Source organism: Enterobacter cloacae complex sp. 2024EL-00214 (assembly GCF_043945575.1).
Taxonomy (GTDB): Bacteria; Pseudomonadota; Gammaproteobacteria; order Enterobacterales; family Enterobacteriaceae; genus Enterobacter; species Enterobacter cloacae_P.
The window spans coordinates 1-25,000 of record NZ_JBIMRC010000035.1; the positions used below are offsets into that span (position 1 = coordinate 1).

Annotated in this window: 23 protein-coding genes and 3 pseudogenes; 14 read left to right on the forward strand and 12 right to left on the reverse strand. The window is 49.9% G+C overall.

Annotated features, from left to right (window positions below; all coding sequences use genetic code 11):
* The first annotated feature begins 173 nt into the window (after positions 1 to 173).
* The gene (locus ACHHZ6_RS23840) at positions 174 to 1,379 is read left to right on the forward strand and encodes a serine hydrolase domain-containing protein (protein ID WP_395123149.1); all 1,206 of its coding nucleotides are present in this window, start codon (positions 174 to 176) and stop codon (positions 1,377 to 1,379) included.
* 266 nt (positions 1,380 to 1,645) lie between these two features.
* Here the strand turns inward: ACHHZ6_RS23840 and ACHHZ6_RS23845 are convergent, their stop codons facing one another.
* The gene (locus tag ACHHZ6_RS23845) at positions 1,646 to 2,512 is read right to left on the reverse strand and encodes an aldo/keto reductase family oxidoreductase (RefSeq protein WP_182271272.1); all 867 of its coding nucleotides are present in this window, start codon (positions 2,510 to 2,512) and stop codon (positions 1,646 to 1,648) included.
* Positions 2,513 to 2,653: 141 nt separating this feature from the next.
* Here ACHHZ6_RS23845 and ACHHZ6_RS23850 point away from each other — a divergent pair, with 141 nt between their 5' ends.
* On the forward strand, positions 2,654 to 4,318 hold the full coding sequence (locus tag ACHHZ6_RS23850; RefSeq protein WP_182271271.1) for a methyl-accepting chemotaxis protein: 1,665 nt from the start codon (positions 2,654 to 2,656) through the stop codon (positions 4,316 to 4,318).
* A 40-nt stretch (positions 4,319 to 4,358) separates the two neighbouring features.
* On the opposite strand, the gene smrA is transcribed toward ACHHZ6_RS23850, so the two are convergent.
* The 5 genes from smrA to ACHHZ6_RS23875 all read right to left on the reverse strand — a co-directional run bounded on the left by smrA (position 4,359) and on the right by ACHHZ6_RS23875 (position 10,354).
* Positions 4,359 to 4,922 (reverse strand): DNA endonuclease SmrA, encoded by a 564-nt coding sequence (smrA, locus tag ACHHZ6_RS23855; protein WP_182918509.1) that lies wholly within the window; start codon positions 4,920 to 4,922, stop codon positions 4,359 to 4,361.
* Positions 4,923 to 5,508: 586 nt separating this feature from the next.
* A complete protein-coding gene (locus tag ACHHZ6_RS23860) occupies positions 5,509 to 6,501 on the reverse strand; it encodes a fimbrial protein (RefSeq protein ID WP_395123146.1) in 993 nt (330 codons plus the stop codon).
* A complete protein-coding gene (locus tag ACHHZ6_RS23865) occupies positions 6,498 to 9,002 on the reverse strand; it encodes a fimbria/pilus outer membrane usher protein (RefSeq protein ID WP_182918511.1) in 2,505 nt (834 codons plus the stop codon). Before ACHHZ6_RS23865 ends, ACHHZ6_RS23860 begins: the two co-directional genes overlap by 4 nt.
* A gap of 39 nt (positions 9,003 to 9,041) precedes the next feature.
* Positions 9,042 to 9,752: a molecular chaperone gene (locus ACHHZ6_RS23870; RefSeq protein WP_182918512.1), complete on the reverse strand. Its 711-nt coding sequence runs from the start codon at positions 9,750 to 9,752 to the stop codon at positions 9,042 to 9,044.
* A gap of 59 nt (positions 9,753 to 9,811) precedes the next feature.
* The gene (locus ACHHZ6_RS23875) at positions 9,812 to 10,354 is read right to left on the reverse strand and encodes a fimbrial protein (RefSeq protein ID WP_182271266.1); all 543 of its coding nucleotides are present in this window, start codon (positions 10,352 to 10,354) and stop codon (positions 9,812 to 9,814) included.
* Between the two features lie 332 nt (positions 10,355 to 10,686).
* Here ACHHZ6_RS23875 and ACHHZ6_RS23880 point away from each other — a divergent pair, with 332 nt between their 5' ends.
* The 4 genes and pseudogenes from ACHHZ6_RS23880 (at position 10,687) to fnr (ending at position 12,452) form a co-directional block, all read left to right on the forward strand.
* Positions 10,687 to 10,824 (forward strand): hypothetical protein, encoded by a 138-nt coding sequence (locus ACHHZ6_RS23880; RefSeq protein WP_395123150.1) that lies wholly within the window; start codon positions 10,687 to 10,689, stop codon positions 10,822 to 10,824.
* A pseudogene (locus ACHHZ6_RS23885) lies at positions 10,805 to 10,990 on the forward strand (AbgT family transporter); the annotation flags it as partial. The gene ACHHZ6_RS23880 and the pseudogene ACHHZ6_RS23885, both read left to right, overlap by 20 nt.
* A gap of 10 nt (positions 10,991 to 11,000) precedes the next feature.
* The gene (gene ogt / locus ACHHZ6_RS23890) at positions 11,001 to 11,516 is read left to right on the forward strand and encodes a methylated-DNA--[protein]-cysteine S-methyltransferase (RefSeq protein WP_395123147.1); all 516 of its coding nucleotides are present in this window, start codon (positions 11,001 to 11,003) and stop codon (positions 11,514 to 11,516) included.
* Between the two features lie 183 nt (positions 11,517 to 11,699).
* A complete protein-coding gene (gene fnr / locus ACHHZ6_RS23895) occupies positions 11,700 to 12,452 on the forward strand; it encodes a fumarate/nitrate reduction transcriptional regulator Fnr (RefSeq protein ID WP_182271263.1) in 753 nt (250 codons plus the stop codon).
* A gap of 457 nt (positions 12,453 to 12,909) precedes the next feature.
* Here the strand turns inward: fnr and ACHHZ6_RS23900 are convergent, their stop codons facing one another.
* On the reverse strand, positions 12,910 to 13,065 hold the full coding sequence (locus ACHHZ6_RS23900) for a hypothetical protein (RefSeq protein ID WP_182271261.1): 156 nt from the start codon (positions 13,063 to 13,065) through the stop codon (positions 12,910 to 12,912).
* Between the two features lie 173 nt (positions 13,066 to 13,238).
* On the opposite strand from ACHHZ6_RS23900, the gene ACHHZ6_RS23905 reads away from it, so the two are divergent.
* The 3 genes and pseudogenes from ACHHZ6_RS23905 (at position 13,239) to uspE (ending at position 15,146) form a co-directional block, all read left to right on the forward strand.
* Positions 13,239 to 13,547: a hypothetical protein gene (locus tag ACHHZ6_RS23905; RefSeq protein ID WP_182271260.1), complete on the forward strand. Its 309-nt coding sequence runs from the start codon at positions 13,239 to 13,241 to the stop codon at positions 13,545 to 13,547.
* A 239-nt stretch (positions 13,548 to 13,786) separates the two neighbouring features.
* Positions 13,787 to 14,059, forward strand: a pseudogene (locus ACHHZ6_RS23910) (site-specific integrase); the annotation flags it as partial.
* A gap of 136 nt (positions 14,060 to 14,195) precedes the next feature.
* Positions 14,196 to 15,146, forward strand: a complete 951-nt coding sequence (uspE, locus tag ACHHZ6_RS23915) for a universal stress protein UspE (RefSeq protein ID WP_182271258.1) — start codon at positions 14,196 to 14,198, stop codon at positions 15,144 to 15,146.
* Between the two features lie 69 nt (positions 15,147 to 15,215).
* On the opposite strand, the gene pntB is transcribed toward uspE, so the two are convergent.
* Together pntB and pntA are read right to left on the reverse strand one after the other, a co-directional pair.
* The gene (pntB, locus tag ACHHZ6_RS23920; protein WP_182271257.1) at positions 15,216 to 16,604 is read right to left on the reverse strand and encodes a Re/Si-specific NAD(P)(+) transhydrogenase subunit beta; all 1,389 of its coding nucleotides are present in this window, start codon (positions 16,602 to 16,604) and stop codon (positions 15,216 to 15,218) included.
* Positions 16,605 to 16,614: 10 nt separating this feature from the next.
* Complete coding sequence (gene pntA / locus ACHHZ6_RS23925; protein WP_182918519.1) at positions 16,615 to 18,144, reverse strand: Re/Si-specific NAD(P)(+) transhydrogenase subunit alpha; 1,530 nt, start codon at positions 18,142 to 18,144, stop codon at positions 16,615 to 16,617.
* Between the two features lie 535 nt (positions 18,145 to 18,679).
* Between pntA and ydgH the strand changes: the two genes are divergently transcribed.
* From ydgH to folM, 3 genes are all read left to right on the forward strand, one after another.
* Entirely contained in the window at positions 18,680 to 19,624 is a 945-nt protein-coding gene (ydgH, locus tag ACHHZ6_RS23930) for a DUF1471 family protein YdgH (RefSeq protein WP_182271255.1), read from the forward strand.
* A gap of 186 nt (positions 19,625 to 19,810) precedes the next feature.
* On the forward strand, positions 19,811 to 21,193 hold the full coding sequence (locus tag ACHHZ6_RS23935) for an amino acid permease (protein ID WP_182271254.1): 1,383 nt from the start codon (positions 19,811 to 19,813) through the stop codon (positions 21,191 to 21,193).
* A 40-nt stretch (positions 21,194 to 21,233) separates the two neighbouring features.
* Positions 21,234 to 21,956 carry a dihydromonapterin reductase gene (gene folM, locus ACHHZ6_RS23940; protein ID WP_196391225.1) on the forward strand — a complete coding sequence of 241 codons (723 nt, stop codon included), beginning with the start codon at positions 21,234 to 21,236 and terminating at the stop codon, positions 21,954 to 21,956.
* On the opposite strand, the gene ACHHZ6_RS23945 is transcribed toward folM, so the two are convergent.
* The gene (locus ACHHZ6_RS23945; protein ID WP_182271252.1) at positions 21,953 to 22,288 is read right to left on the reverse strand and encodes a GlpM family protein; all 336 of its coding nucleotides are present in this window, start codon (positions 22,286 to 22,288) and stop codon (positions 21,953 to 21,955) included. The two genes, folM and ACHHZ6_RS23945, sit on opposite strands and share 4 nt — an antisense overlap.
* Before the next feature lie 129 nt (positions 22,289 to 22,417).
* Between ACHHZ6_RS23945 and rstA the strand changes: the two genes are divergently transcribed.
* On the forward strand, positions 22,418 to 23,134 hold the full coding sequence (rstA, locus tag ACHHZ6_RS23950) for a two-component system response regulator RstA (RefSeq protein WP_182271251.1): 717 nt from the start codon (positions 22,418 to 22,420) through the stop codon (positions 23,132 to 23,134).
* Positions 23,135 to 23,230: 96 nt separating this feature from the next.
* Here rstA and ACHHZ6_RS23955 read toward each other — a convergent pair whose 3' ends face one another.
* Complete coding sequence (locus tag ACHHZ6_RS23955) at positions 23,231 to 23,689, reverse strand: hypothetical protein (RefSeq protein ID WP_395123148.1); 459 nt, start codon at positions 23,687 to 23,689, stop codon at positions 23,231 to 23,233.
* Between the two features lie 276 nt (positions 23,690 to 23,965).
* Here ACHHZ6_RS23955 and ACHHZ6_RS23960 point away from each other — a divergent pair, with 276 nt between their 5' ends.
* On the forward strand, positions 23,966 to 24,850 hold the full coding sequence (locus ACHHZ6_RS23960; protein ID WP_182918522.1) for a transcriptional regulator: 885 nt from the start codon (positions 23,966 to 23,968) through the stop codon (positions 24,848 to 24,850).
* Here ACHHZ6_RS23960 and ACHHZ6_RS23965 read toward each other — a convergent pair.
* Positions 24,847 to 25,000 (reverse strand): annotated as a pseudogene (locus ACHHZ6_RS23965) (EAL domain-containing protein); the annotation flags it as partial. The gene ACHHZ6_RS23960 and the pseudogene ACHHZ6_RS23965 overlap by 4 nt on opposite strands.

Sequence of the window (25,000 nt, forward strand, 5' to 3'; positions counted from 1 at the left end):
TCTGACGGCGCTTAGTGCTGAATTCACTATCGGCGAAGGTGAGTTGATGGCTCATGATGTCCCTCTGGGATGCGCTCCGGATGAATATGATGATCTCATATCAGGAACTTGTTCGCACCTTCCCTAAGTGTGATACATTCCTGGCGCGCCAATGACCACCACACATGACGGATATGCAGAACATCACTCAACAATTTCGCTGGCTTCTGCTTGTTATCCCGTCACTCAGCGGTTGCGGCACGCTCTCGCAAATGTCCTCCCCGGCAGGTACTCAGGAACTCCTCACCCATGAATCGCTGGATGGCGACGTTGATAGCGTGGTGCGTCACTATATGGCACAAAAATCCGTCCCCGGGATGACGGTCGCGGTGATCCATAATCGCAGCTCACCGCAGTTTTACACCTGGGGTGTAACTGATGCGGTCCATCGCTACCCGGTGAGACCCGATACCCTGTTTGCCCTCGGTTCGCTCAGCAAAGGGATTACGGCGGAAGTAATGGCTTGTCTGGTGAAGGAAGGGCGACTGAGCTGGGACGATAACCTGGCGACATTGCTACCACCGGGTACGCCGCTTAGCGCGGATGCACAAAAAATTACCCTACTGGAACTGGTGACCCACAGCTCCGGCCTGCCACGGCAGAATATGGATGTTCCAATGCTGGGGAAATTCATCAGCTATTTAAGCAGTGGTGATAATTTTTATGGCGAGCTGGACAGCGATAACGTGCTGCGTTATCTCGCCAACTGGCGCGCGCCGAAGCATAAAATACCGCAATATTCCAATACCGGCTACGCCCTGATCGGCTATATCCTGAAACATAAAACCGGCGAAGATATTCAGAGTTTAGCCTCGCGCTATATTTTTCGACCGCTGCAAATGTCAAACAGTAGCTTTACTCCCCAGAAGTTAAATGGTTACCCACAGCGTGCGCTTGGCCACGCTGGCGATCAGCCTAAATTTATCCCGCGCGGGCAGTTAACTCCGGACTGGCATTTTTCCAACAACATGGTGGCGGCAGCGAGTTTATACAGTAACGCCGAAGATCTGGCAGCCTATGCCCGTTATCACGTGTCGACGACCAACAATAGCTTACTGGATAGCGTCTTTGCCGAAGTCCGTAATACCAATATTCAACGCCCCGACGGTGTACAGGGTATTGCCTGGACCACCGACTTTATCGGTCTGGAAAAAATTACTTATCAGGTAGGTTATATTGGCGGTTACTCCAGCTTTATCGGTTTTGATAAAGAAAGAGGCAATGCCGTGGTGGTGCTGCAAAATACGTTTAACTGGAGCAATTATATTGGCATCGCGCTATTGATGGATATGGCGAAAAACGACAGCCTTATCCCTGGCAACCGTTTCGCGAAAAATTAGACGTCTTTAACTCTTTTAGCGGCAATATCTCACACTGGCGGCCCCTCTGCGCGCTGATGTTCCGTCTTTCCTGCTGTGCTTACCCGTTTTGCAGATATTCGTAAAAATAATCAAATAGCTCGCAGCAACTTTCTGGCAGGTGCCGGAACGATGCCACTAATAGGCGTGCTGAGGGCTGCAGCAACCGCTCTGTTTCAGAAAAAATAGCACACGATAATCTCTGCCATGCCACCGGCAAATACGCCGGTGGCAACATCTCACTCAGGTTAATCCACCAGCACATTCAGTTCATCAATCGCCTCTGGCGGTAATTCCAGATCTGCCGCTGCCAGATTTTGCCGCAGATGCGCCACGGAAGATGTCCCTGGGATCAGCAGGATATTGGGCGAACGTTGCAGTAACCACGCCAGCGCGACCTGCATCGCCGTTGCGCCCAGCGAATCGGCGACCACCTGTAACCCGGAAGATTGCAATGGCGTAAAACCGCCCAGCGGGAAGAACGGTACATACGCAATACCCTGCCGTGCCAGCGTATCCACCAGCGCATCGTCACCACGGTTCACAATGTTGTACATGTTTTGCACGCACACCACGGGCACCATCTTTTGCGCTTCCTCAACCTGGGTGGCCGTGACGTTACTCAACCCAATATGGCGAATCAGCCCCTGTTGCTGTAGCTCCGCAAGCGTGGTCAGGGGTTCGGTAATCGATCCCTCCGCAGGCCCGTGAGCACTAAACATAATGCGCAGGTTAACCACGTCCAGCACATCCAGCTTCAGGTTACGCAGGTTGTCATGCACCGCCTGCGTCAGCTCCTGCGCGGAAAATGCAGGCAGCCATGAGGCATCCTCACCACGGCGGGCACCAATTTTAGTCACGATAGTCAGATCGTCCCGGTATGGATGGAGCGCCTCGCGGATAAGCTGGTTGGTAACATGAGGGCCGTAAAAATCGCTGGTATCAATGTGATTCACCCCGGCAGCCACCACCTCGCGGAGCACCTCCAGTGCGGTATGTTTGTCCTTTGGCGGGCCAAACACTCCCGGTCCGGCGAGCTGCATCGCACCATAGCCTACTCGTTTAACCGTTCGCGTCCCAAGCGTATACGCGCCGCTTTTATCAATGCTGCTCATGTTGACCTTCCTCATAAAAATGATCCGGATTTACAACAGGTTCCGCTATGGAACCATTAGTTAAGCAATAGTTAAATTAAAGTTTAATTTCTCTACGACGATAGTAGTTATGTAACCCTGCATCTCTAACGGACGACCGCTATGCTGAAAAATCTGCACGTGATTACCGGTATTATCTTTGCCCTCACCATATTCTGTCTGCTGCAAGTTGTCACGGGAGGGTTGTTCTACTCCGCCGTCAGCAACGATCGTCATAACTTCCAGAACTCCGGGATACTTAATGCCCAGCAGGAAAGCCTGAGCGACAGCGTGAACACGCTGGTGAAAACACGCGTCACCGTCACGCGCGTGGCGATCCGCTACCTGAAAAACCAGCGTGACCCGGCTTCCCTTGCGGCGATCAACAAACTGCTGGGTACCGCGAGTGATTCACTGGGCAAAGCTGAAGCGTATTACAACACCTGGCAAAAAATGCCGCAGGTTAACGGTCAAAACGCAGCGTTAACGGAAGAGATGCAGAAATCCTGGAGCCAGATGCACGAAGTGATGCGCCTGTCGATTGAGTATCTGCGTGCCGACAACTATCAGGCCTATGGCGATCTGGATGCCCAACAGGCACAGGACGATATGGAAGCGGTCTACAACCGCTGGCGCGCGGAGAACAACACGTTGCTCAAGGCTGCGACAGAAGAGAACCAGAGTAGCTTTACCCATATGCAATGGACACTGGCAGGCATTTTCCTGGCCGTGATTGTCGTGCTGGTGGTGATCTGGCAGGGCCTGCAACACCTGCTGTTAAAACCGCTGAAAGTCATTATGAACCATATTCGTACCATTGCAGGCGGTGATCTGACACATGACATTGCCCTGGGGAGCCGTAACGAAATGGGCCAGTTGGCTGTCGGCCTGCATGAGATGCAGCAATCGCTGGTGAGCACGGTCAGCGCCGTACGTGGCAGCACCGATTCCATCTACACTGGTGCAGGTGAAATTGCCGCCGGGAGCAATGACCTCTCCGCCCGCACCGAACAGCAGGCCGCTTCGCTGGAAGAGACTGCCGCCAGCATGGAAGAGTTAACCGCAACGGTCAAACAGAACTCCGACAACGCCCGTCAGGCCACGTTGCTGGCGAAAAATGCATCCGAAACCGCTGCCCGCGGTGGTCACGTGGTGGATAACGTTGTCCGTACCATGACCGAGATTGCCGACAGCTCACAGCAAATCGCACACATCACCGGCGTGATTGACAGCATTGCCTTCCAGACCAACATTCTGGCCCTCAACGCTGCGGTAGAAGCGGCCCGCGCAGGGGAACAGGGGCGTGGGTTTGCGGTGGTTGCAGGTGAAGTACGCACGCTGGCCAGCCGCAGCGCGCAGGCGGCAAAAGAGATCAAAGGGCTTATTGATAACTCCGTCAGCCGGGTCAATACCGGTTCTGACCAGGTCAGTGAAGCGGGCGCAACCATGAAAGAGATTGTCGCAGCCGTTACCCGTGTGACCGATATTATGGGTGAGATTTCATCCGCATCCGATGAGCAGAGTCGCGGTATTGAACAGGTGAGTCTTGCGGTTTCGCAGATGGACAGCGTCACACAGCAAAACGCCGCGCTGGTACAAGAGTCCGCTACGGCGGCAGCGGCGCTGGAAGATCAGTCCGAGCAGCTTCGCCTTGCTGTGGCAGCATTTCGTCTGAACGGAAAAGAAAAAGCTGCCGCACCTCGCCCGACAAATGTAAAAACGCCACAGCTATTGCGCCCGGCAACGGCAAGTACACATTCCACCGACAGCAACTGGGAAACCTTCTGAGTCTGACGCGGGCGATCGCATCGCCCGCAATCATCATTCATTAGCGGCTGCGCTTGGCGTGACGTTCCCAGTTATCTTGTTTTGCTTCATCAGATTTTCGTAGTGAGACATAACATGCCCCGCTACCACCGTGGTGGGGCTGCGCCACACAAAAAGCGAGAACATCGTCGAACTCGGGTAACCAGCGTGCCAGATAGCTGCGTACCACATTGGGGTGTGAGTTCTGCTCGCGCCCCTTTCCATGAATGATAACCAGATTGCGTAATCCGTCACGTCCGGCCTGGCGGATAAAAGCAAACAGCATCTGACGGCAGCGCTCTGCAGGCTGATGTAACAGGTTTAAGCTGGCCTGGCGGGAGTATTTACCTGAGCGTAGTTTATCAATAACGCCCTGCTGAACCCCTTCCCGCTGAAACGCCAGCGGCTCCTCAATCGGCAGAAGTTCCAGAAACCCCAGCGTTAAGAAGTTATCGAGCTGCTCGGTATCCACCTCCTGACGCACCCGCGTGTTACGGCTCTGTTGCCAGTGAATATCCGTGCAGCGTTTCAGAGGCTGGACATCCTCTACGGCATCAAGAAAAAGTGATTTGTCGTCAGGGCTCATGGAAATCCTCCGGCTACATCTGAGCCTGTACTATACCTGTGCCGGACGTGGGCCTCAATAACAGGTACCTCTGCAGAGAGGTTGCACAAATATTAACCTGATGAATATATAAAATAATCAGGATTAATATTTAAACCAAACTTAACTAAAATTTCAGCAGACATTAAATGGGAGAATTTAAGTTAAAATTTCGTGAAATCAATCACTCTGCGTCCTTTCATTTTGAAGAAAAGCTGTTATAACTTATTAAACCTACCTCAGGAATAAAACATGTGGGACCCGTAAAGGACGTACTGCTGTGTGTACTATAGAGTCTGCCTGATGTCGGGCAGACTCCGTTTTTTTATTATTTAAATCTTACGCTAATATTATTTTTCTGCCCTCTCTTCTGAACCGTGTTATTAACAATTCAGTGAGCGATGGCTAAACCTCTCTTCTGGCTGCTTATAATAACTGCCCCGCGGAGCAGAGTGAGATCACGCGTGCTTTTTAACCAAAAGAACGCTTCGTAACGCGTTAGAAAACGCATAAGAAGGTTATGAAACTGAGGAAGATACATGGCCTGGCTGTCGACAGGCCGAATGACTTAACGGTAGTATATTTCAAACGTCGCCACCGCGTTGACATCACCACCTTTCACGGTGCCTGTCTGTATATAGCGTGCTTTTAGCGGAATAGAAACCGACTGATTTTTTGTCGTTTGCGCCGCCGCCTCATATTCAGTGTCAAATTGCACCACCGTGTTGTTACTATCCAGAATCTGAATCCCTACGCCTTCTGCCGCGCCGGATCCGCTCGCAATGCTCAGGATATTGCTATTGCTGACGCCGGTAGAGCCTGAAGTGGTAAATTTATAATCCACTTTAATCCCGGCTTCGCATTTATCTAACTGAATACGAAAACTATTATCCGAAACCACCGCCGAAAGCTTATTGTCAAAATCATCCGTCGAAATGGGCATTAATGGTACGGTGATATTCTTTTCGGCCAATGTACACGTATTCGCCTGCACATTAACACTGGACGCGCTAAAACGTAATTTGCCAACAACCAGATTGTCGTATTTCCAGTCGGCTACCAGTCGGGAAGTATCTAATGTGCCAGAAGATACTGGGCCAGTCACCACAACCTGTATCGCCGCATTGAGTGTAAAGTTATACCCCATAGCACCCACCGTCGAAGTGCCTTTATGCCAGGGCGTCAGCAGGTTGCCGGGATCGAGAGCACCTCCGTCATTTGCCCACCCCGAACGGATACCTATTCCGGGGACATTCGTCGCATAAGTATTTGCCGCTGGCGCATTCGTCACATGATCGGCATCAGTTAACACCGTATACCCTTGATAAATATCACCAATTGCATTGCAGCGCAAATAAACGTTAGGCATCGTTATATCTTGCGAATACAGGATTGTGCCAATCGCTGCATCGCTATTCACGACTAACGGGGGAATAGAAAAATCAGCGTCAGAAATTACCCCTGTGTAGACTTCACAGATAGCCCACGCCGATTGACTAAACCAGGCACCTATTACCCACACTATATGATAAAGATAAAATGCCGATTTTCTCTTTTTCATGATTCATCCCTGAATGATTGACACGTCGTCGCAATAAGCAGGATTCGAGCGCTAGCCTCTTCAGGTACCTGCACCTGTCCTTCACATTGCGTATCTGGTGAGTTTCCCCACTGCACGGAAAACGACTGTGCCCCTTTCAAACCGGTAACATACACTTCGCCATCGTCCCCGACGATGGACGTCGTCCCCGCCATGCTTAATATCGCGCCAAACGGCACAAAACCCTGACCACGTTTAAGCGTCAGCAACACCCGTTTGCCGCTCCGTGCGGTGAAATTGGCCGCCACTGCCGCGCCTTTGGTCGGCACGACATCCAGAGAAGGCTCCTGAATATCCAGATCGCTACGCTCCTGCGTGTTGACCACCACCGAATTATGGCGATAGTTGGTTAATGTCGGCACTATTGCATTGCCCCAGCGGTCGGTATAAATCCCTTGCCCACCCTGAATTTTGACATTCGCGCCATCGTTAATATGCACCACAGCAAAGGCATCCTGCAGTGAGCGCCCCAGCGTGATCCCGTTAGGATGCGCGACAATTGACCCTTGTGCGCTGTAGTTCCACTGACGGTTATCCCCCTGATAGCTATAACCAGAACTGAACTCCCCGACAGAGGCACGGTAACGACCTGAAAGATAGCCGCCATAGCCAATATTATTATCGGTATAGCTCTGCTGCAGGTTATAGCTCAGATTATTGTCCGCCAGCGCCGTCCCGTTGATCCCTACCTGATGCGATGTATTGCTATTCTTCGAGCTGTTCAGGCTATAGGTTGCCCAGGCATCGGGTAGCCAACGAGAAAGAGGAATATTCAACGTTAAAGAGAGCTGATGGTCGTCATCCGTTGAGGGCGTTTTCGTCAGGCTATAGTTGATTGACCAGTTGGTGCCTGCCCAGGTCGTGCTATATCCCATGCTTACACTCCGCTCATGTCCCTCCATATACCAGTAATCTTGTTGGTAGGCATTCATATACACGGACCCCCACTCCCCAACCGACTGTGATAAATTCACCTGCAAACGACTGCGACGGTTATTGGTGTTCCGATAGCTGTAAATGCTGTCATCATCGTCATACTGTTTGTTGTCGCGTCGGTCGATCGCCTCCTGGAAGGTGTAGAACCCGGAAGTTGAATAGCGGTAGCTCGCCAGTGTCACCGTGGTGTTGGTAATGGGGAAATCCTTTGCATACTGCGCACGCCATGATAGCCCTTGCGAGTCGCCCTCATCGCCTAATGACGCTTTCGCCGCAGTCACATCCATTGAGACAGAGCCTAAGTTGTGTAAATCCGCACCGATCCCCACAAGGCCCGAGCGATACATTGATGCGCCGAGTAAACCACTGTAGACGGTAATGCCGTAAGGCAGGCCGTAAATCACCGTCGCCTGTGCAAAGTCCGGCTCCTCGCCACCATCGACATCGCGGTAACGTCCCGCCGCGATGCTGTATTTCAGCGCCCCTTCACGCTGCAGTACCGGTACGGACGAACTGGCCTGAATAAAACTATGCTCTGAACCATCGGCTTCCTGAACGGTAACCTCCAGATCCGCGCCAGCGGTTACCTGACTTAAATCACGGATCTCAAAAGGCCCGGAGGAAACATAGGTCTGGTAAATAGTGTAACCATTTTGCTTGATCGTCACCTTCGCGTCGCTGTTCGCAATACCGCGCACCACAGGCGCAAAACCCTGCTGACTACTGGGCAACATACTGATGTCGGTTTCTATCTTCGCGCCTGTCATCTGCACGCTGTCGAACAACTCGCCGTCGGTATAAGTCTGGCCCAACTCAAACTGGCTTTTCAGCGCTTTAATATCGCGCTGTAACACGGTGCTGATTGACTCCCAGCCATTGCTATTTTCCCAGGTACTGTTGTTACGCAGCCGCCACGGCCCTATATTCAGACCAGAGTTCGCACTCATCCATTGCGAATTATCCGTATTACTGCCGTTTTTTTGGCGAGAACCGGAAATATAGTAACTCGACCATAGCACCGGTATACCCTCATCCCACTCTTGCGGGTCCACTTCACCCACTGCGGCGACATTACGATAAATTTGCGGAATGCGTAAATGCAGGGTTTGCGTATCAGGACTAAAATCATAGCTGGCTTCGGGAAGATAATCGGCGATATCCCCGATGACGTCATTATCCGCGAACGAAGCGAATGTTTTGACCGTATCGACTTTCACACCAAACTGGCGCAATTCACCTTTGGTGAGTTGTGGAATTAATTTCTTTTTATCCGGCGATAAAACATACGTCAGATTTTTTTTGGCAATCTTATCTTGATCCCAGATAATACTTGTCAGATAACGCCCTGGCGTCAGACCATTATTTTTCAAATAGGATTCAATGGCACCAGTATTTTCAAGCGGAGAATCGGTTTCCAGAACGCTAAGATTGAAATAGTCCTCAGCGAATACTGAGCTACAGACTGAATATAAACTGAATACAATAGCATTCAGGACCCATGTTCGAACTGGTCGCGATGCAGGCATGATAAAATTCTCTTATTAAATTCCATTTATTTCATCCAATTACAATGACTGCTTATGAGATACTGTTTCTGTGCCAAAATCGTTGATGGCAGTCCACTCAGCATTGCCGGTACTACCCGCTAATAAAGTAAAATGCTGTTCACTTAATGGTGCCACCATCATACTGATAGCCGATGGTGTGTTTTTTTCATCCGACGGAACAACGGCTTTGCCACCTACAGTCAACTGACCAAACGTGATATAATAAGGTGTTGGGTTTTTCGCTATCAGTTGATTACCCTGGCGGTGAAACTGGATTTTTTCCCAGGCGGTTTTCGCATCGTAGCCATTTAATTTTCCTGGACGCCAAAACAGCTTAACGCGTGTTTTTATGGCAAACTGTAATGTGTTTTTATTTTTCAGTGATTCTGGAATAGCCGATACTGATTTCACATTTACCAGGAAGAGCGATTCGCGATCCTGTGGTAACGCGCTGCCGTTACCGGTATAGACCACATGTAATAATGTTTGACGCCCCTCTTCTAGCTTATAAATCGGAGGCGTAATAACGAAGGGGGCTTTGCTGTCATCAACATTGCTCACCCAACTTTGAACTAAATAGCGTTCATCGTTATCTTTATTTTTTAAAGATATCTGGACTTCTGCCTGATCGGCAGGATAGATAACCCGGGTGCCACCGAGCACAACACCAGCCTGGGCCGAACTGGCGAATAAAATAACACCAGCAATGGCTGCAATATTCCACTTCATAAATGGTTCCCGGTCATCAGGAATATCTGACTGGATATCAGCCAGATACTTACAATACTTTAACGATAAAGCAGCGTATAAGTTGCCTGCGCGGTATAATCACCGGCAGTCGGTTTAACCGACCCTACCTGTACGACCTTCGCCGTATAAGTGAAGGTCGCCGCTCCGGTGCCTTTCACGGTTTTATCCGATGTTGATGCAGGCTCTGAATTGTCAAACAGAACATCGGCCCCCGCCCAGTTAACCAGACGGACCCCCACATTAGTGGCGACTCCTGTTGTTTTCAGCACGCTCGTCTTACTGGTGACGGTTGTACCATTAAACTTCAGATTGATTTTGTCGATATTGGTATCACAACCCGTCAACGCAATATCGAATGTTTGGGAATCGCCAACAGAATCATCAGCAGTAAATGCCGAAGGATAGACGTCTTTAAACGTAACGGTACCGTTAGCGTCCGTACTGTTTACGGTGACATCACAAGTATCGTCAATAATCTTCCCGTTAAAAGTGACTGTCCCCGTATCTGTTGCGAAAGCGGATGACATGCCCCCCGCGAGCAGACCGCCAATAAACAACGCGCAAAGCGACTTTTTACACATAATGCATTCCTTATTTATGTTTATTCATCACCAGATAAATGTTTTTATTAACGAAAGGGAAGTAAAGAAAAACAGCAAGCAACCACGCAGATAAAATTTTCCGAGCCCTATACTCACCATAGAAAATCAGACTGTTTTCTCATGCCTCATTCGATTTATTAATATTAAATTAATATGCCACCACTCATGATGCGGCACAATTTAAATATAATTAAACGTCAATTAAATTATATTAAATTTAAAAAAATTAATATAAAAATAAAATACGCAAAGTATCTGAACAGAGCAAGATTGATCAGGGACATGGCCGCATTGAAGTCCATCAATCGTACGTGCTTGACAGTTCAGAACTGGAAGGTGATTTTCCACGCTGGAAAAGCCTGAAAGGTGTTGTCCTGATTGAAGATTTTCGTCCTGAAAAAGGTCAGATTGCGTTCCTGTTGCCGGGTACCCTTCCCGATAGTTTTTAGTTTAGGTTTCCTGCAACGCGATAAACCCGAAGCAAAACGGGGTACCTACTATTCGCTGCTCTTGCCCTATCCGCTTATCTTTTTAGGGGTATGGCTGATAATGTGGGTGACATGGTATCTTGTCGGCCTGCCGACTGGACCGGGGATATACCCGGGGCTGCACTAAAGGAATATTGATGCTGAGATTATTCGAAGACAAAATTGCGACGCCGCTTGGGCCGCTGTGGGTTATCGCGGACGAGCAGTTCAGCCTGCGCGCTGTCGAATGGGAAGAGCACAGCAACCGCATGGAAGAGCTGCTCGATATTCATTATCGTACTCAGGGCTATGAGCGCATCAGCGCCACCAATCCGGGTGGACTGAGCGATAAGCTCGCGGCGTATTTTGAGGGCGACCTCAGCATCATCGACACCCTGCCAACCGCCACGGCGGGAACCCCCTTCCAGCGTGAGGTATGGCAGGCACTGCGCAGCATTCCCTGCGGGCATGTCATGCACTATGGCCAGCTCGCCGAGCAGTTAGGTCGCGCAGGTGCAGCGCGCGCGGTGGGTGCCGCGAATGGTTCCAACCCCGTCAGTATCGTCGTGCCCTGCCATCGCGTTATTGGCCGCAACGGCACCATGACGGGCTATGCCGGTGGCGTGCAGCGGAAAGAGTGGTTGCTGCGCCACGAAGGGTATCTTCTGCTGTAGACTCCAGGCTTTTTGTGCTTAATTTTCTTCCAGTTAGGCTAAAAATCCATAATCAAGCTGTGGAATTTCAAGAAGATGGCAACACGTTGTCGTCTCTTGTTCTTATTGGTGGTTTGTCAGGCTTACGTACTTACCAAAAAGATGTTAAAATTGACTAATATCAATTAAGGCTTGAGCAAACCTATGATCCCAGAAAAGCGAATTATACGACGCATTCAGTCTGGCGGTTGTGCTATCCATTGTCAGGATTGCAGCATCAGCCAGCTCTGTATCCCGTTTACCCTGAATGAGCATGAACTCGATCAGCTTGATAATATCATCGAGCGCAAAAAGCCTATTCAGAAAGGGCAGACGCTGTTTAAAGCGGGAGACGAACTGAAATCGCTCTATGCTATCCGTTCTGGCACCATTAAAAGCTACACCATCACTGAACAAGGTGATGAGCAAATCACCGGCTTCCATCTGGCGGGCGACCTGGTCGGCTTTGACGCCATCGGTACTGGCCATCACCCGAGCTTTGCTCAGGCGCTGGAAACCTCAATGGTTTGCGAGATCCCGTTTGAAACGCTGGATGACCTGTCCGGAAAAATGCCTAACCTGCGCCAGCAGATGATGCGTTTGATGAGCGGTGAGATCAAAGGCGATCAGGACATGATCCTGCTGCTTTCCAAAAAGAATGCAGAAGAGCGACTGGCTGCGTTTATCTATAACCTCTCCCGCCGTTTCGCCGAGCGTGGTTTCTCCCCGCGTGAGTTCCGCCTGACCATGACGCGTGGCGATATTGGTAACTACCTGGGCCTGACCGTTGAAACCATCAGCCGTCTGCTGGGTCGTTTCCAGAAAAGCGGCATGCTGGCCGTTAAAGGTAAATACATCACCATCGAAAACGGTGAAGCGCTGGCGGTACTCGCCGGAAACTCCCGCAACGTGGCATAAAACCACCGCATGACTGATGCCAGATTGATAAATTTCAGTAATTTATTGATCTGGCTTTTTTATCCATCAATATTCAATAAATTATTGTAATATCAACGACATGATAAATCCATTACCAGACAATAGCGGAGTATATCAGTTCATTTAACACCCCTAAAACCACGCCCATTTTTCGTAGCTCCCCCGCCTCTCTCCAGTTTCACAATTCCCGGATTCGTCGCAGCAATTAAGCACGACATAATCGTCAAACTCACCTGCCAGCGCATCGTCCCCTTGAAGGTTTTGGTGTAGACACCTCGTCGCAAAAAGATAATCGATTGAACAAACATAAAGGGGCAGGTCAGAAAAATTGCACATACCGTGAACCAATATTGAAATCCCATCACCTGTCATTCCCGTTAATTTTTGGGTCATTATTACACAGGTTTGTCAGATTCCCGTCAGAATGGCGTAATGATCAGCCGCCGAGCACCATGAACAGGCCGACACTATTACCGGCGCTGATCGGCAGGATCATCTTCGCGATGCACTCGTCATACCCAACACCATCGGGGCATGGGATAGCGTTCCACTGCTCGGGGCTGTAGGCAGCACCAGTGGTTATTTTTTCCATGCGATGCTTGCTCTCACCTCGCTGAGCACGAGTGCTGTGTTGAGAAATAAAAAAGGTCGCCAATTGGCAACCCTAAGAAAAAACCTGCAGAGCGAGTCCATAAAAAAATTTGATTAAATCTCCTGCTAAACAGGCCGATAAGATCGCTATCTAAACCATCACGAGGAAATTTTATGGCTATTAAACATGCAGGCATTTGCGGTCATTGCCGCGAGACTGTTAGCCCATTCATCATCGAAGAAAACACTTTCCAGCGTGATAAATGTGAGTGCCCGGAATGTCATGGGATTCTTTATGCTTGCCGGACACCTGGCTGCGATGATTATGCTAAAGGCGGAAAAGCATACGATGAAGAATTATGTCCTGGATGCACAAAGGCAATAGCTGAAAACGCTGGAACAATTGTAAAATCTATTGCTGGTGTGGCTCTTACGATCGGCACAACAGTTGCTACAAACCACTTCACTGACAAGAAGAAATAATAATATCAAGCGATCGTAAAACTAATCCATAAATGAAAAGCCCAAGGCGTTGACCTCGGGCTTGAATTCTTTGTGCCGACAATCAAAGCTATGGACGACGATATTATATTTACATGAAATGTATGCTGTTTAATTGACCTTTGCAATGCCCTGCTGCAAAAAGGTCGCCTTTTGTTGTGATCGTGTTCTCATAGTGCAGGAAAGTGGGTTACTTTTCCAAAAACGCTATATCCTATGGATGGAAGCAGGGTTTACGCCGAGCGGGAATTCGCGAACGTCACCCATACCAGTCCAGGCATACTTATGCATGCTGGTCTCTTTCGGCAGGGGCCAACCCTTCCTTTATTGCTACTCAAATGGGTCATGAGGATTTCAGGAGGGTTTACGTAGTTTATGCCAAATGGATCGGCGATATGGACAAGGACCAGGTGACTATCATAACCAACAGAATTACGACCGGTTTGCCCCCATCACGCCCCCAGAGCGTTACGAACACGAAGAAATGCCTTTGAAATCAGTGCAACTCAAGAATTACCAATAAATTTTAGTGATTTATTGATCTGGCAAAAACTTCCCCCCTGTTTGATTCAAGATATATAGGTTACTCTTTTACTTACAGACTGTGGTGACAGTTGTAAGGAGACCTGTATGGCAAAGTATCAAAATATGCTGGTGGCCATCGATCCTAACCAGGACGATCAACCCGCGTTACGGCGTGCTGTGTATTTACATCAACGGATTGGTGGCAAAATCAAAGCGTTTTTGCCGATCTATGACTTCTCATACGAGATGACCACCCTTCTGTCGCCTGACGAGCGTACGGCTATGCGTCAGGGAGTGATCAGTCAACGTACTGCGTGGATCCGCGAGCAGGCGAAATACTACCTCGAAGCGGGTGTCCCTATCGATATTAAAGTGGTCTGGCACAACCGACCTTTCGAAGCCATTATTCAGGAAATTATTGCCGATGGACACGACCTGCTGCTGAAAATGGCGCACCAGCACGACAAACTGGAATCCGTAATTTTCACGCCTACCGACTGGCACCTGTTGCGTAAATGCCCATGCCCGGTCTGGATGGTGAAAGACCAGCCGTGGCCTGAAGGGGGTAAAGCCGTCGTGGCTGTAAACCTGGCGAGCGAAGAGGATTATCATAATTCACTGAACGAAAAGCTGGTGAAAGAGACACTGCAGCTTGCCGAACAGGTTAACCACACTGAAGTGCATCTGGTGGGGGCTTATCCGGTCACCCCGATCAATATTGCGATTGAACTGCCTGAATTTGATCCGAGCGTCTATAACGATGCGATCCGTGGTCAGCACCTGCTGGCGATGAAAGCGTTGCGCCAGAAATTCGGTATTGATGAAAAAATGACGCACGTGGAAAAAGGGTTGCCTGAAGAAGTGATCCCGGATTTAGCAGAACACCTGCAGGCCGGGATTGTGGTACTGGGTACCATTGGCCGCACCGGTATTTCCGCCGCCTTCCTGGGGAATACTGCCGAACAGGTAATCGACCATCTGCGCTGCGACCTGCTTGTCATCAAGCCGGATCAGTACCAGACTCCGGTTGAACTGGACGATCCAGAGGACGATTGAGCCATAACGTCCGGCAGCCGCCAGTAAAAAAAGCCGCCAAATCTGGCGGCTTTTTCACATCGACACAACTTACAGCGCTTTCAGAATCGCATCCACGCTGGCTTTGGCATCGCCAAACAGCATGTGAGTGTTCTCTTTGAAGAACAGCGGGTTCTGAACCCCTGCATAACCGGTGTTCATGGAGCGTTTGAAGACAATCACGTTCTGCGCCTTCCACACTTCCAGAACCGGCATACCAGCGATTGGGCTGCGCGGATCGTCCTGTGCCGCCGGGTTAACGGTGTCGTTGGCACCAATAACCAGTACGGTGTCGGTCTCGGTGAAATCATCGTTGATTTCATCCATCTCCAGCACGATGTCGTAAGGCACTTTCGCTTCAGCCAGCAGTACGTTCATGTGGCCAGGCAGACGACCTGCAACCGGGTGAATACCAAAGCGAACCTTGATACCCCGCGCACGCAGTTTCTCGGTGATTTCCGCTACCGGGTACTGAGCCTGTGCCACCGCCATGCCGTAGCCTGGGGTGATGATGACGGTGTGTGAGTTTTTCAGCATATCCGCAGTATCTTCGGCGTTGATCTCACGGTGTTCGCCCACTTCGTCATCAGAACCGGTAGAAGAACCATCAGAACCGAAACCGCCGGCAATAACGCTGATAAACGAACGGTTCATCGCTTTACACATGATGTAAGACAGGATCGCACCGGAAGAACCCACCAGCGCACCGGTGACGATCAGCAGGTCGTTGCTCAGCATAAAACCTGCCGCTGCTGCCGCCCAACCGGAGTAGGAGTTCAGCATTGAGACCACCACTGGCATATCTGCACCACCAATGGAAGCCACCAGGTGCCAGCCAAACGCCAGCGCAATAATGGTCATCACCAGCAATGCCAGCACCTGAGTACCTACGCTTTCGGTACGCACGAAGATCACCAGCAGTACAAATGATACGACCAGCGCCGCCAGGTTCAGCTTATGACGGTTTGGCAGCATCAGCGGTTTAGACGAGATTTTCCCGCGCAGTTTGCCGAATGCAACAATCGAACCGGTGAAGGTCACGGCACCGATAAAGATGCCGAGGAACACTTCGGTCAGATGAATGTTGACCAGAATCTGCTCCATGCCCGCTTCGTGATACAGATAGCTGTTGAAGCCCACCAGTACCGCCGCCAGACCCACGAAGCTGTGCAGGATCGCCACCAGCTCCGGCATCTCGGTCATCTCAACGCGTTTCGCCAGACGAATACCAATTGCGCCACCGATGATCATCGCCACCAGGATCCACGCAACGTTGCCGGTGTCCGGCCCGAAGATAGTGGCAATCAGCGCAATCGCCATCCCGGCGATACCAAAGTTATTACCCTGCTGAGACGTTTCGTGTTTGGAAAGTCCCGCCAGACTGAAAATAAACAGGATTGCAGCAACAATGTATGCGGCTGTGACTAATCCTCCAGACATATGCTACCCCTTAGCCTTTACGAAACATTTTCAGCATGCGCTGAGTCACGGTGAAACCACCGAAAATATTGATACTGGCGATCAGCACCGCGACAAAACTCAGGAAGCTAATCCAGCCGCCGTGCCCAATTTGCAGCAACGCACCCACCACGATAATCCCCGAGATGGCGTTGGTGACCGACATCAGCGGCGTATGCAGCGCATGGGACACGTTCCACACGACGTAGTAACCCACCACGCAGGAGAGCGCGAAGACGGTAAAGTGACCGAGGAACTCTTTCGGCGCGACATTGGCCAGCCAGCCAAACAGAATAATCACCAGCGCCATGATTGCGTATTTACGCCACGGAGAAGCTGGCTTAGCGGGCTCTTTTGGCTCTGGAGCCGCTTTTGGTGCAGCCTGAGGCTGAGCTGAAACCTGAATAGGTGGTGCAGGCCAGGTAATTTCACCTTCGCGCACAACCGTGACGCCACGCACCACGACATCGTCAAAATCAACAACGACATTACCATCTTTCTCTTTGCAGAGCAGTTTCAGCAGGTTAACGAGGTTGGTACCGTACAGCTGAGAAGACTGCGTTGGCAGACGGCCAGGCAGGTCGGTATAACCGATCACCTTGACACCGTTGGCGGTGGTGGTCACCTGGTTCGGTACGGTGTATTCACAGTTACCACCGTTTTGCGCCGCCAGATCAACAATCACGCTTCCCGGGTTCATGGAGTCAACCATTTCACGAGTGATCAGCTTCGGTGCCGGTTTACCTGGGATAAGCGCCGTGGTGACAATAATGTCGACCTCTTTTGCCTGTGCGGCAAAGAGTTCCATTTCCGCTTTGATAAAGGCTTCGGACATCACCTTCGCGTAGCCATCACCGCTGCCCGCTTCTTCCTTGAAGTCCAGTTCAAGGAACTCAGCACCCATACTTTGCACTTGTTCCTTCACTTCCGGACGGGTATCAAATGCACGAACAATAGCGCCCAGGCTGTTTGCCGCGCCAATCGCTGCAAGACCTGCCACGCCCGCACCAATCACCATCACTTTCGCCGGAGGTACTTTACCCGCAGCGGTGATTTGACCGGTAAAGAAGCGGCCAAACTCATGTGCCGCCTCAACAATAGCGCGGTAACCCGCGATGTTTGCCATTGAGCTCAGGGCATCCAGAGACTGTGCGCGCGAAATACGCGGTACAGAGTCCATCGCCATCACGGTCACACCGCGTGCCGCCAGCTTCTCCATCAGCTCAGGATTTTGCGCAGGCCAGATGAAACTCACAAGCGTCGTGCCTGGATTCAGCAGTTCAATCTCACTCTCTTCCGGTGCATTCACCTTCAGAATGACGGGAGACAGCCAGACTTCAGCACCGTCCACCACTTCCGCACCCGCCTGAATAAAGGCCTCGTCGTCAAAACTCGCCAGTTTGCCCGCGCCGCTTTCAACTGCGACGGTAAAACCCAATTTAAGCAGTTGCTCCACCGTTTTCGGTGTTGCCGCTACGCGGGTTTCATTGGCAAACCGTTCTTTTGGTACCCCAATACGCATAGTTTTCCCTTCCATCGGTTTTTGATGATGGTTTGTCGATAAACGCCCGTGGTTTGTATCAATTTTCGCCAGCATGAGAGCGACGACACATGATTAACCCCGGAAAATAAAACAGTAACAAACTTTCTATAACCTACTGAAAATAGCGCCCGTGATCTACCGCCAGAAAACACTATTTCTTACTTTATCTGTGAAAAATAAGTGATCGGCGTCGCTGACAGAGATATTTACCTTAAATTCAGCGCTGGAACCGATAAAACGTGCAAGCGAAGCGGTAAAAACATGATATAGCGCCATAAGAGATCAACTTATTAACATTAAATTAACTTGTAAAAGTCATAAACTTTATCAGTTTTACTTGTCAAACGTCTGTTTTTTCAACATATCACCAAATGTTATCGAATCTTGTCATCCGGTAAGCACTGGCTGTGAAAAATGGCGCAGACAGCGACGGGTTTTAAATGCCATAATCGGGACCGTCTCAAATAAACAACAATACCAGTACATGGTTTGCGCAAGGCGAAGGATTATTTTTATGAAGCTTAAGAACACACTCCTGGCGTCCGCACTTCTTTCTGCGACCGCCCTGTCTGCGAATGCCGCGACAGAGTTAACGCCGGAGCAAGCGGCAGCGTTAAAACCTTTTGACCATACGGTCATTGTGGGTCGTTATAACTCCATTGGCGATGCCGTCGCCGCCGCATCAAAAGCCGCCGATAAAAATGGTGCGGCCTCGTTTTACGTCGTTGACCAGTCTGATTATGGCAACAGCGGTAACCAGCGTGTCACCATCGCGCTGTTTAAAGACAATGCGCCAAAAGCTGATGCGCCGAAAAATCGTGTGATTAACGGCATCGTTGAGCTGCCAAAAGATCAGGCGATTGAACTGGAACCATACGATACCGTTACCGTTCAGGGTTTCTATCGCAGCCAGCCTGAAGTGAACGATGCCATCACCAAAGCCGCGAAAGAGAAAGGGGCTTACTCTTTCTACATCGTGCGCCAGGTCGATGCTAACCAGGGCGGCAACCAGCGTATTACCGCGTTCGTCTATAAAGAAGATGCGAAAAAACGCGTTCTGCAAAGCCCGGATGCCATCCCGGCTGACTCTGATGCAGGCCGCGCGGCAATAGCGAAAGGCGGCGAAGAAGCGAAGAAAGTTGAAATTCCTGGCGTAGCAACCTCTGCAGCACCAAGTGCTGAAGTGGGCCGTTTCTTTGAAACACAATCCACTAAAGGTGGTCGCTACTCTGTTACCCTGCCAGACGGTACCAAAATTGAAGAGCTGAACAAAACCACAGCGGCTCAGATGGTACCATTCGACAGCATCAAGTTTACCGGCAACTACGGTAACATGACGGAAGTCTCTTACCAGGTGGCGAAGCGTGCTGCGAAGAAAGGGGCTAAATATTACCACATCACCCGCCAATGGCAGGAACGTGGTAACAACGTCACCATCAGTGCCGATCTGTACAAGTAACAAAACCATTTAACGAAGGCGGCGCAATGCCGCCTTTTTTTGTAACTTTTCTTTGAATTTCTGCCGCACGTCATTGCATGCTTTCGTGACACTCCGTAAAATCCCGCGCCTTAGTGTGATCCACCATTTTTATGCGCCTGTGCGAAATAATTATTCTGGATTTGGACTTTTCATAACAGGAAGCCAATGGAAAAGAAACTTGGCCTGAGTGCTTTAACTGCACTCGTTTTAAGCTCAATGCTGGGTGCAGGTGTATTCAGTTTGCCGCAGAATATGGCGGCAGTCGCAAGCCCTGCTGCGTTACTCATTGGCTGGGGCATCACGGGGGCCGGAATATTGCTGCTGGCATTCGCCATGCTGCTGCTCACCCGCATTCGCCCGGATCTGGATGGCGGTATTTTCACCTATGCCCGTGAAGGCTTCGGGGAACTGATTGGCTTCTGTTCCGCATGGGGTTACTGGCTATGCGCGGTGATCGCTAACGTCTCCTACCTGGTGATCGTTTTCTCGGCGCTCAGTTTCTTTACCGATACCCCTGAACTGCGTTTCTTCGGTGATGGTAATACCTGGCAGTCCATTGTGGGTGCCTCGGTACTCCTGTGGGTCGTTCACTGGCTGGTTTTACGCGGTGTCCAGACGGCCGCCAGCATCAACCTGGTGGCAACACTGGCTAAGCTGGTTCCGCTCGGTCTGTTTATCGTGCTGGCGTTTATTGCGTTCCGTCTTGACGTGTTTAAGCTTGATTTCACCGGTATCGCGCTGGGTGTACCCGTCTGGGAGCAGGTGAAAAACACGATGCTGATTACCCTGTGGGTGTTCATCGGCGTTGAAGGTGCGGTCGTGGTTTCCGCGCGCGCACGCAACAAGCGCGATGTGGGTCGTGCCACCCTGCTGGCCGTACTGGCGGCACTGGGCGTTTATCTGCTGGTGACGCTGCTGTCGCTGGGTGTGGTTGCACGTCCTGAGCTGGCAGAAATGCGTAACCCGTCGATGGCTGGATTGATGGTGAAAATGCTCGGCTCCTGGGGCGATGTGGTGATTGCTGCCGGGCTGATTGTTTCCGTCAGCGGAGCATATCTGAGCTGGACAATTATGGCCGCAGAAGTGCCATACCTTGCCGCCACGCATAAAGCGTTTCCGCGCTTATTTGCGCGTCAGAATAAAAACAGTGCGCCATCTGCGTCACTCTGGCTGACCAACATCAGCGTTCAGGTCTGTCTGGTGCTGATCTGGCTCACAGGTTCAGACTATAACACCCTGCTGACCATCGCCTCTGAGATGATTCTGGTACCCTATTTCCTGGTGGGTGCGTATTTGTTAAAAATCGCCACGCGCCCTGAGCACTATGCCGTTGGTGTCGGAGCCTGTATTTACGGGCTATGGTTGTTGTATGCTTCCGGCCCTATGCACCTGCTGCTGTCGGTGGTGCTGTACGCGCCGGGTCTGTTGGTGTTTATCTATGCACGCCGCACACATCAGCTGGAGAACGCGCTCAAGCGCCGTGAAATGGCTTTTATCGGACTGTTGCTGGCTGCTGCCGTACCGGCCACGTGGATGTTAATGGGATAGCACTGTCTTTCCCATTGTTGAACTGAAAAAGGAGAATACGATGGGAAACGATAAGCAACGCCCAATACTGATTACGGGTGCAGGCCGTCGCATCGGCCTCGCCCTCGCCCATCACTTTCTTAACCTTCGCCATCCGGTAATCATCAGTTACCGCCGGGAATATCCTTCTATTGAAGGGCTACGAAAAGCCGGCGCTGTCTGCATTCAGGCTGATTTTTCAACCGATGAAGGCATTCTGGCCTTCGCTGAAAAGGTGAAATCCACGACAGATGGTCTGCGGGCAATCATCCATAACGCCAGCGCATGGCAGGCGGAACAGCCCGGTATACCGCTCAGCGAAACGCTCTCCAGCATGCTGCAGATCCACGTTAACGCCCCGTATCTGCTGAACCATGCCCTGCAGGATCTGCTGCGCGGCCACGGCCATGCCGCTGGTGATATTATCCATTTCACCGATTATGTCGTAGAGCGCGGAAGCGACAAGCACATCGCCTATGCAGCCAGTAAAGCCGCGCTGGATAATATGACGCGCTCATTTGCCCGCAAGCTGGCACCCGAGGTCAAAGTGAACGCCATCGCCCCGGCGATGATTTTATTCAACGAGAGTGATGACGCTGAGTATCGCCAGCAGGCGCTGAACAAATCGCTGATGAAAATCGCTCCCGGTGAAAAAGAGGTGATCGATCTTGTCGATTACCTGCTCACCAGTTGCTACGTCACCGGCAGAACATTCGCGGTGGACGGTGGACGCCCACTGCGCTAGTGGAAACGGCTCCAGAAAAAGATCAACACCCAGGCGCTGAGGCTCCAGCACACGACCGCCCCGCCCAGCGCCAGAGGGAGACGCAGAAACCCGGTGAAATACCACAGCGACAGCAGATAGAGAAAGTAAGGGATGATTGACCACATGCCGAATACAATGGTGGCACGCAGCGCTTCCGTTCCCCGTTCAGAAGCCACAATATAGTGCGCAATCAGCGCAAAGGTCGGGAACAGAGGGATCAGCCCGGCAATATAGTAGTTTTTCGTTTTTGCCAGAACACCAATCAGTAACACCACCAGCGCCCCCAGCGCGGCTTTAATCACCAGTCCCATGCTTTTTCCCATAACAATCAAATAACAATATGAACCCAGAATAGCGGAATTGACGTTAATTTTGAAAGATTAATGGAAGGTTAAGGTTGTGCGGTGTATGTTGGATTTTTTCGCGATAACAGATGCTGTATGAATAAGATTGTTTATGTTGAAGATGAACCCGAAGTCGGGCAATTGATCGCCGCCTATCTGGGTAAGCATGATATGGACGTTATCGTTGAGCCTCGCGGCGATCGCGCTGAAGAGGTGGTGGTACGAGAAAACCCGGATCTGGTGCTGCTGGATATCATGCTGCCCGGTAAAGATGGTATGACGCTTTGCCGCGACCTGCGCAGCCAGTGGGATGGCCCGATTGTGTTGCTGACCTCTCTGGACAGCGATATGAACCATATCCTGTCTCTGGAAATGGGTGCCAGCGACTACATTTTGAAAACCACGCCTCCTGCCGTGCTGCTTGCCCGTTTGCGTCTTCATTTGCGTCAACGTGCCAGCATTGAGCGTGAAGCGCCTGCTCCGTCTCTGACACCGCATAAAGCCATGCGTTTTGGTACGTTGTCCATCGATCCAATCAACCGTCAGGTACTGCTTTCCGGAGAACTTATTGCCCTCTCCACGGCTGATTTTGACCTGCTATGGGAGCTGGCGACCCATGCCGGGCAAATTATGGACAGGGATGCTCTGCTGAAGAACCTGCGTGGAGTCAGTTACGACGGGATGGATCGCAGCGTTGACGTCGCTATTTCGCGCCTGCGCAAGAAGCTGCTGGATAACGCCACGGAGCCGTACCGCATTAAAACCGTGCGTAACAAGGGTTATCTGTTCGCCCCCCACGCCTGGGAAACCTGATGACGTTGTTATCCGAAACCGTTTAAGCGTACGGCGTCTTCCTGACGCCATCAAAACTGGGGGTTCCCCTGGTTTCAAAGGGTTAGCATTGGATGATCACCGGACACAGAAGCGCGGGTACGCACTTTTTCGTGCCCCTGATCCAATGATATTTAGCGCACTTTTCATGCTGACGTTTTTCCCGGTTATATGTTTTGCCGCTTCTTTCAGGGCCATGTTCATGGCTGTTGCGGTCACGGGTTTTACATTCCCCTTAACTCGATTTGATTTGCTTTGAAACACATAAATATCATCAGGATAGCGTTCTTTTCTACGCTGAATTAAATTGCAAACAACATCATTCAGTCTGACGATCCTTTTCGCAAATTTTGGGGTTGCGGACAAATGTAAAAGGTTATTCTCAATATCACTGTACTTTATACATATGACCCTTTTACATTCAGCCTTCAACATAAAGAGTGCAATCCATAAATCAGCCCACGTTGTTGAGCTTTCGTTTAATTTATTGTGTATCCACATGAATTCTAAAAGAGTAACGTGATCAGCTTTAGCCATTAGTACAATACCAATCCACTAATTGACAGTGTTTATTATTACATCAGATCATTTTGTTTTCATCAACACCACTTGCGACAAAAGCTAAATCGTTTATTTTTTAACTCAAACTCAGGGAACTTTTTCAATGAAATACAGTCTGGCAACGAACGAATATATAGCATGCTAAGTTTTTGTTTGCATCGACTCTTAAACACATTATAAACAACCCTCATTTGTTGATTTACTTGTTGCATCATTTATCAGAGTATAAATACATCTTTCTCAGGGTAACATTTGGATAAGACAGTGAGACGCTACATTTTTGGATGGGAAGAGTGTGACCTTAATACTTACAGCCATGCTTACTCTATATATGGAGGGAGTGTATGCACACATCCAGACGTACTGACTTATCTGGCCGCTAAACAAGAAAAAAAGATTAAGTTTTTCTGCAAAAGAAAAAATGGCGCAGTGGTTTCGTCAACTTACTCTGTTAACGATTCCCTGAGTCTCTACTCAAAATCACATCCGTTTGTTTTTGAAGACATTATATTGCCAAGCGCACCAGATTGTAAATTGGCCTTGCCATTTAAAACAAAAAAGCTATCCCCATTGCAGAAAAATTCGTTCATTAACTCCTTTGGCAACAAAATATTAAATGATGAAATATGTCATATGAAGCCAGAGTTCTCCAAAAAAACCATCAGGAAAAGAAATGGTGAACGAAACCGTTTTCTGAAACTTGGCGGAGAAATAATAGACATACAAAGTCTTTCATCAGAGATGATCAGCGACGCATATATAAAGTTATTTAATGCACGCTGGAGTGGAAAAATCCGACCATTCCCCAGGAAAAATTTGCTTGATGCCATTGAAAAATTCAGACCTATGATTTTTGGCTCCGCCCTTTCCATCAATAAAGAAATCATAGCAATTGACTTAATTCTTAAGTCTGAATGCCCCGAGTGGATTTATTTCGATGACATAAACGGAGGGTATGACCCTCAATACAATGAAATAGGGGCAGGAAGTATTTTGCTCTGGGAGAACTACACCCGAGCCAAAGAGATCTGTCAGAGCGAAAATAAAAAAATCATATTCTCCCTTGGGAAGTTATTTAAGGGCATGGAGTATAAAAGACAATGGTGCGACGTTCTGCCATTAAGACGCGTATTTTAAACATATAAATACCCGCTCGAAGAGTTAGGGAAGGTGCGAATAAGCAGGTCATTTCTTCCCAAGCTGACTCGCTGATTAAAATTTCGCGGATCTGGGCCGATTTTTTTCCCGCAAACACATCGAATCAGCCTATTTAGGCTATTTTTTCCA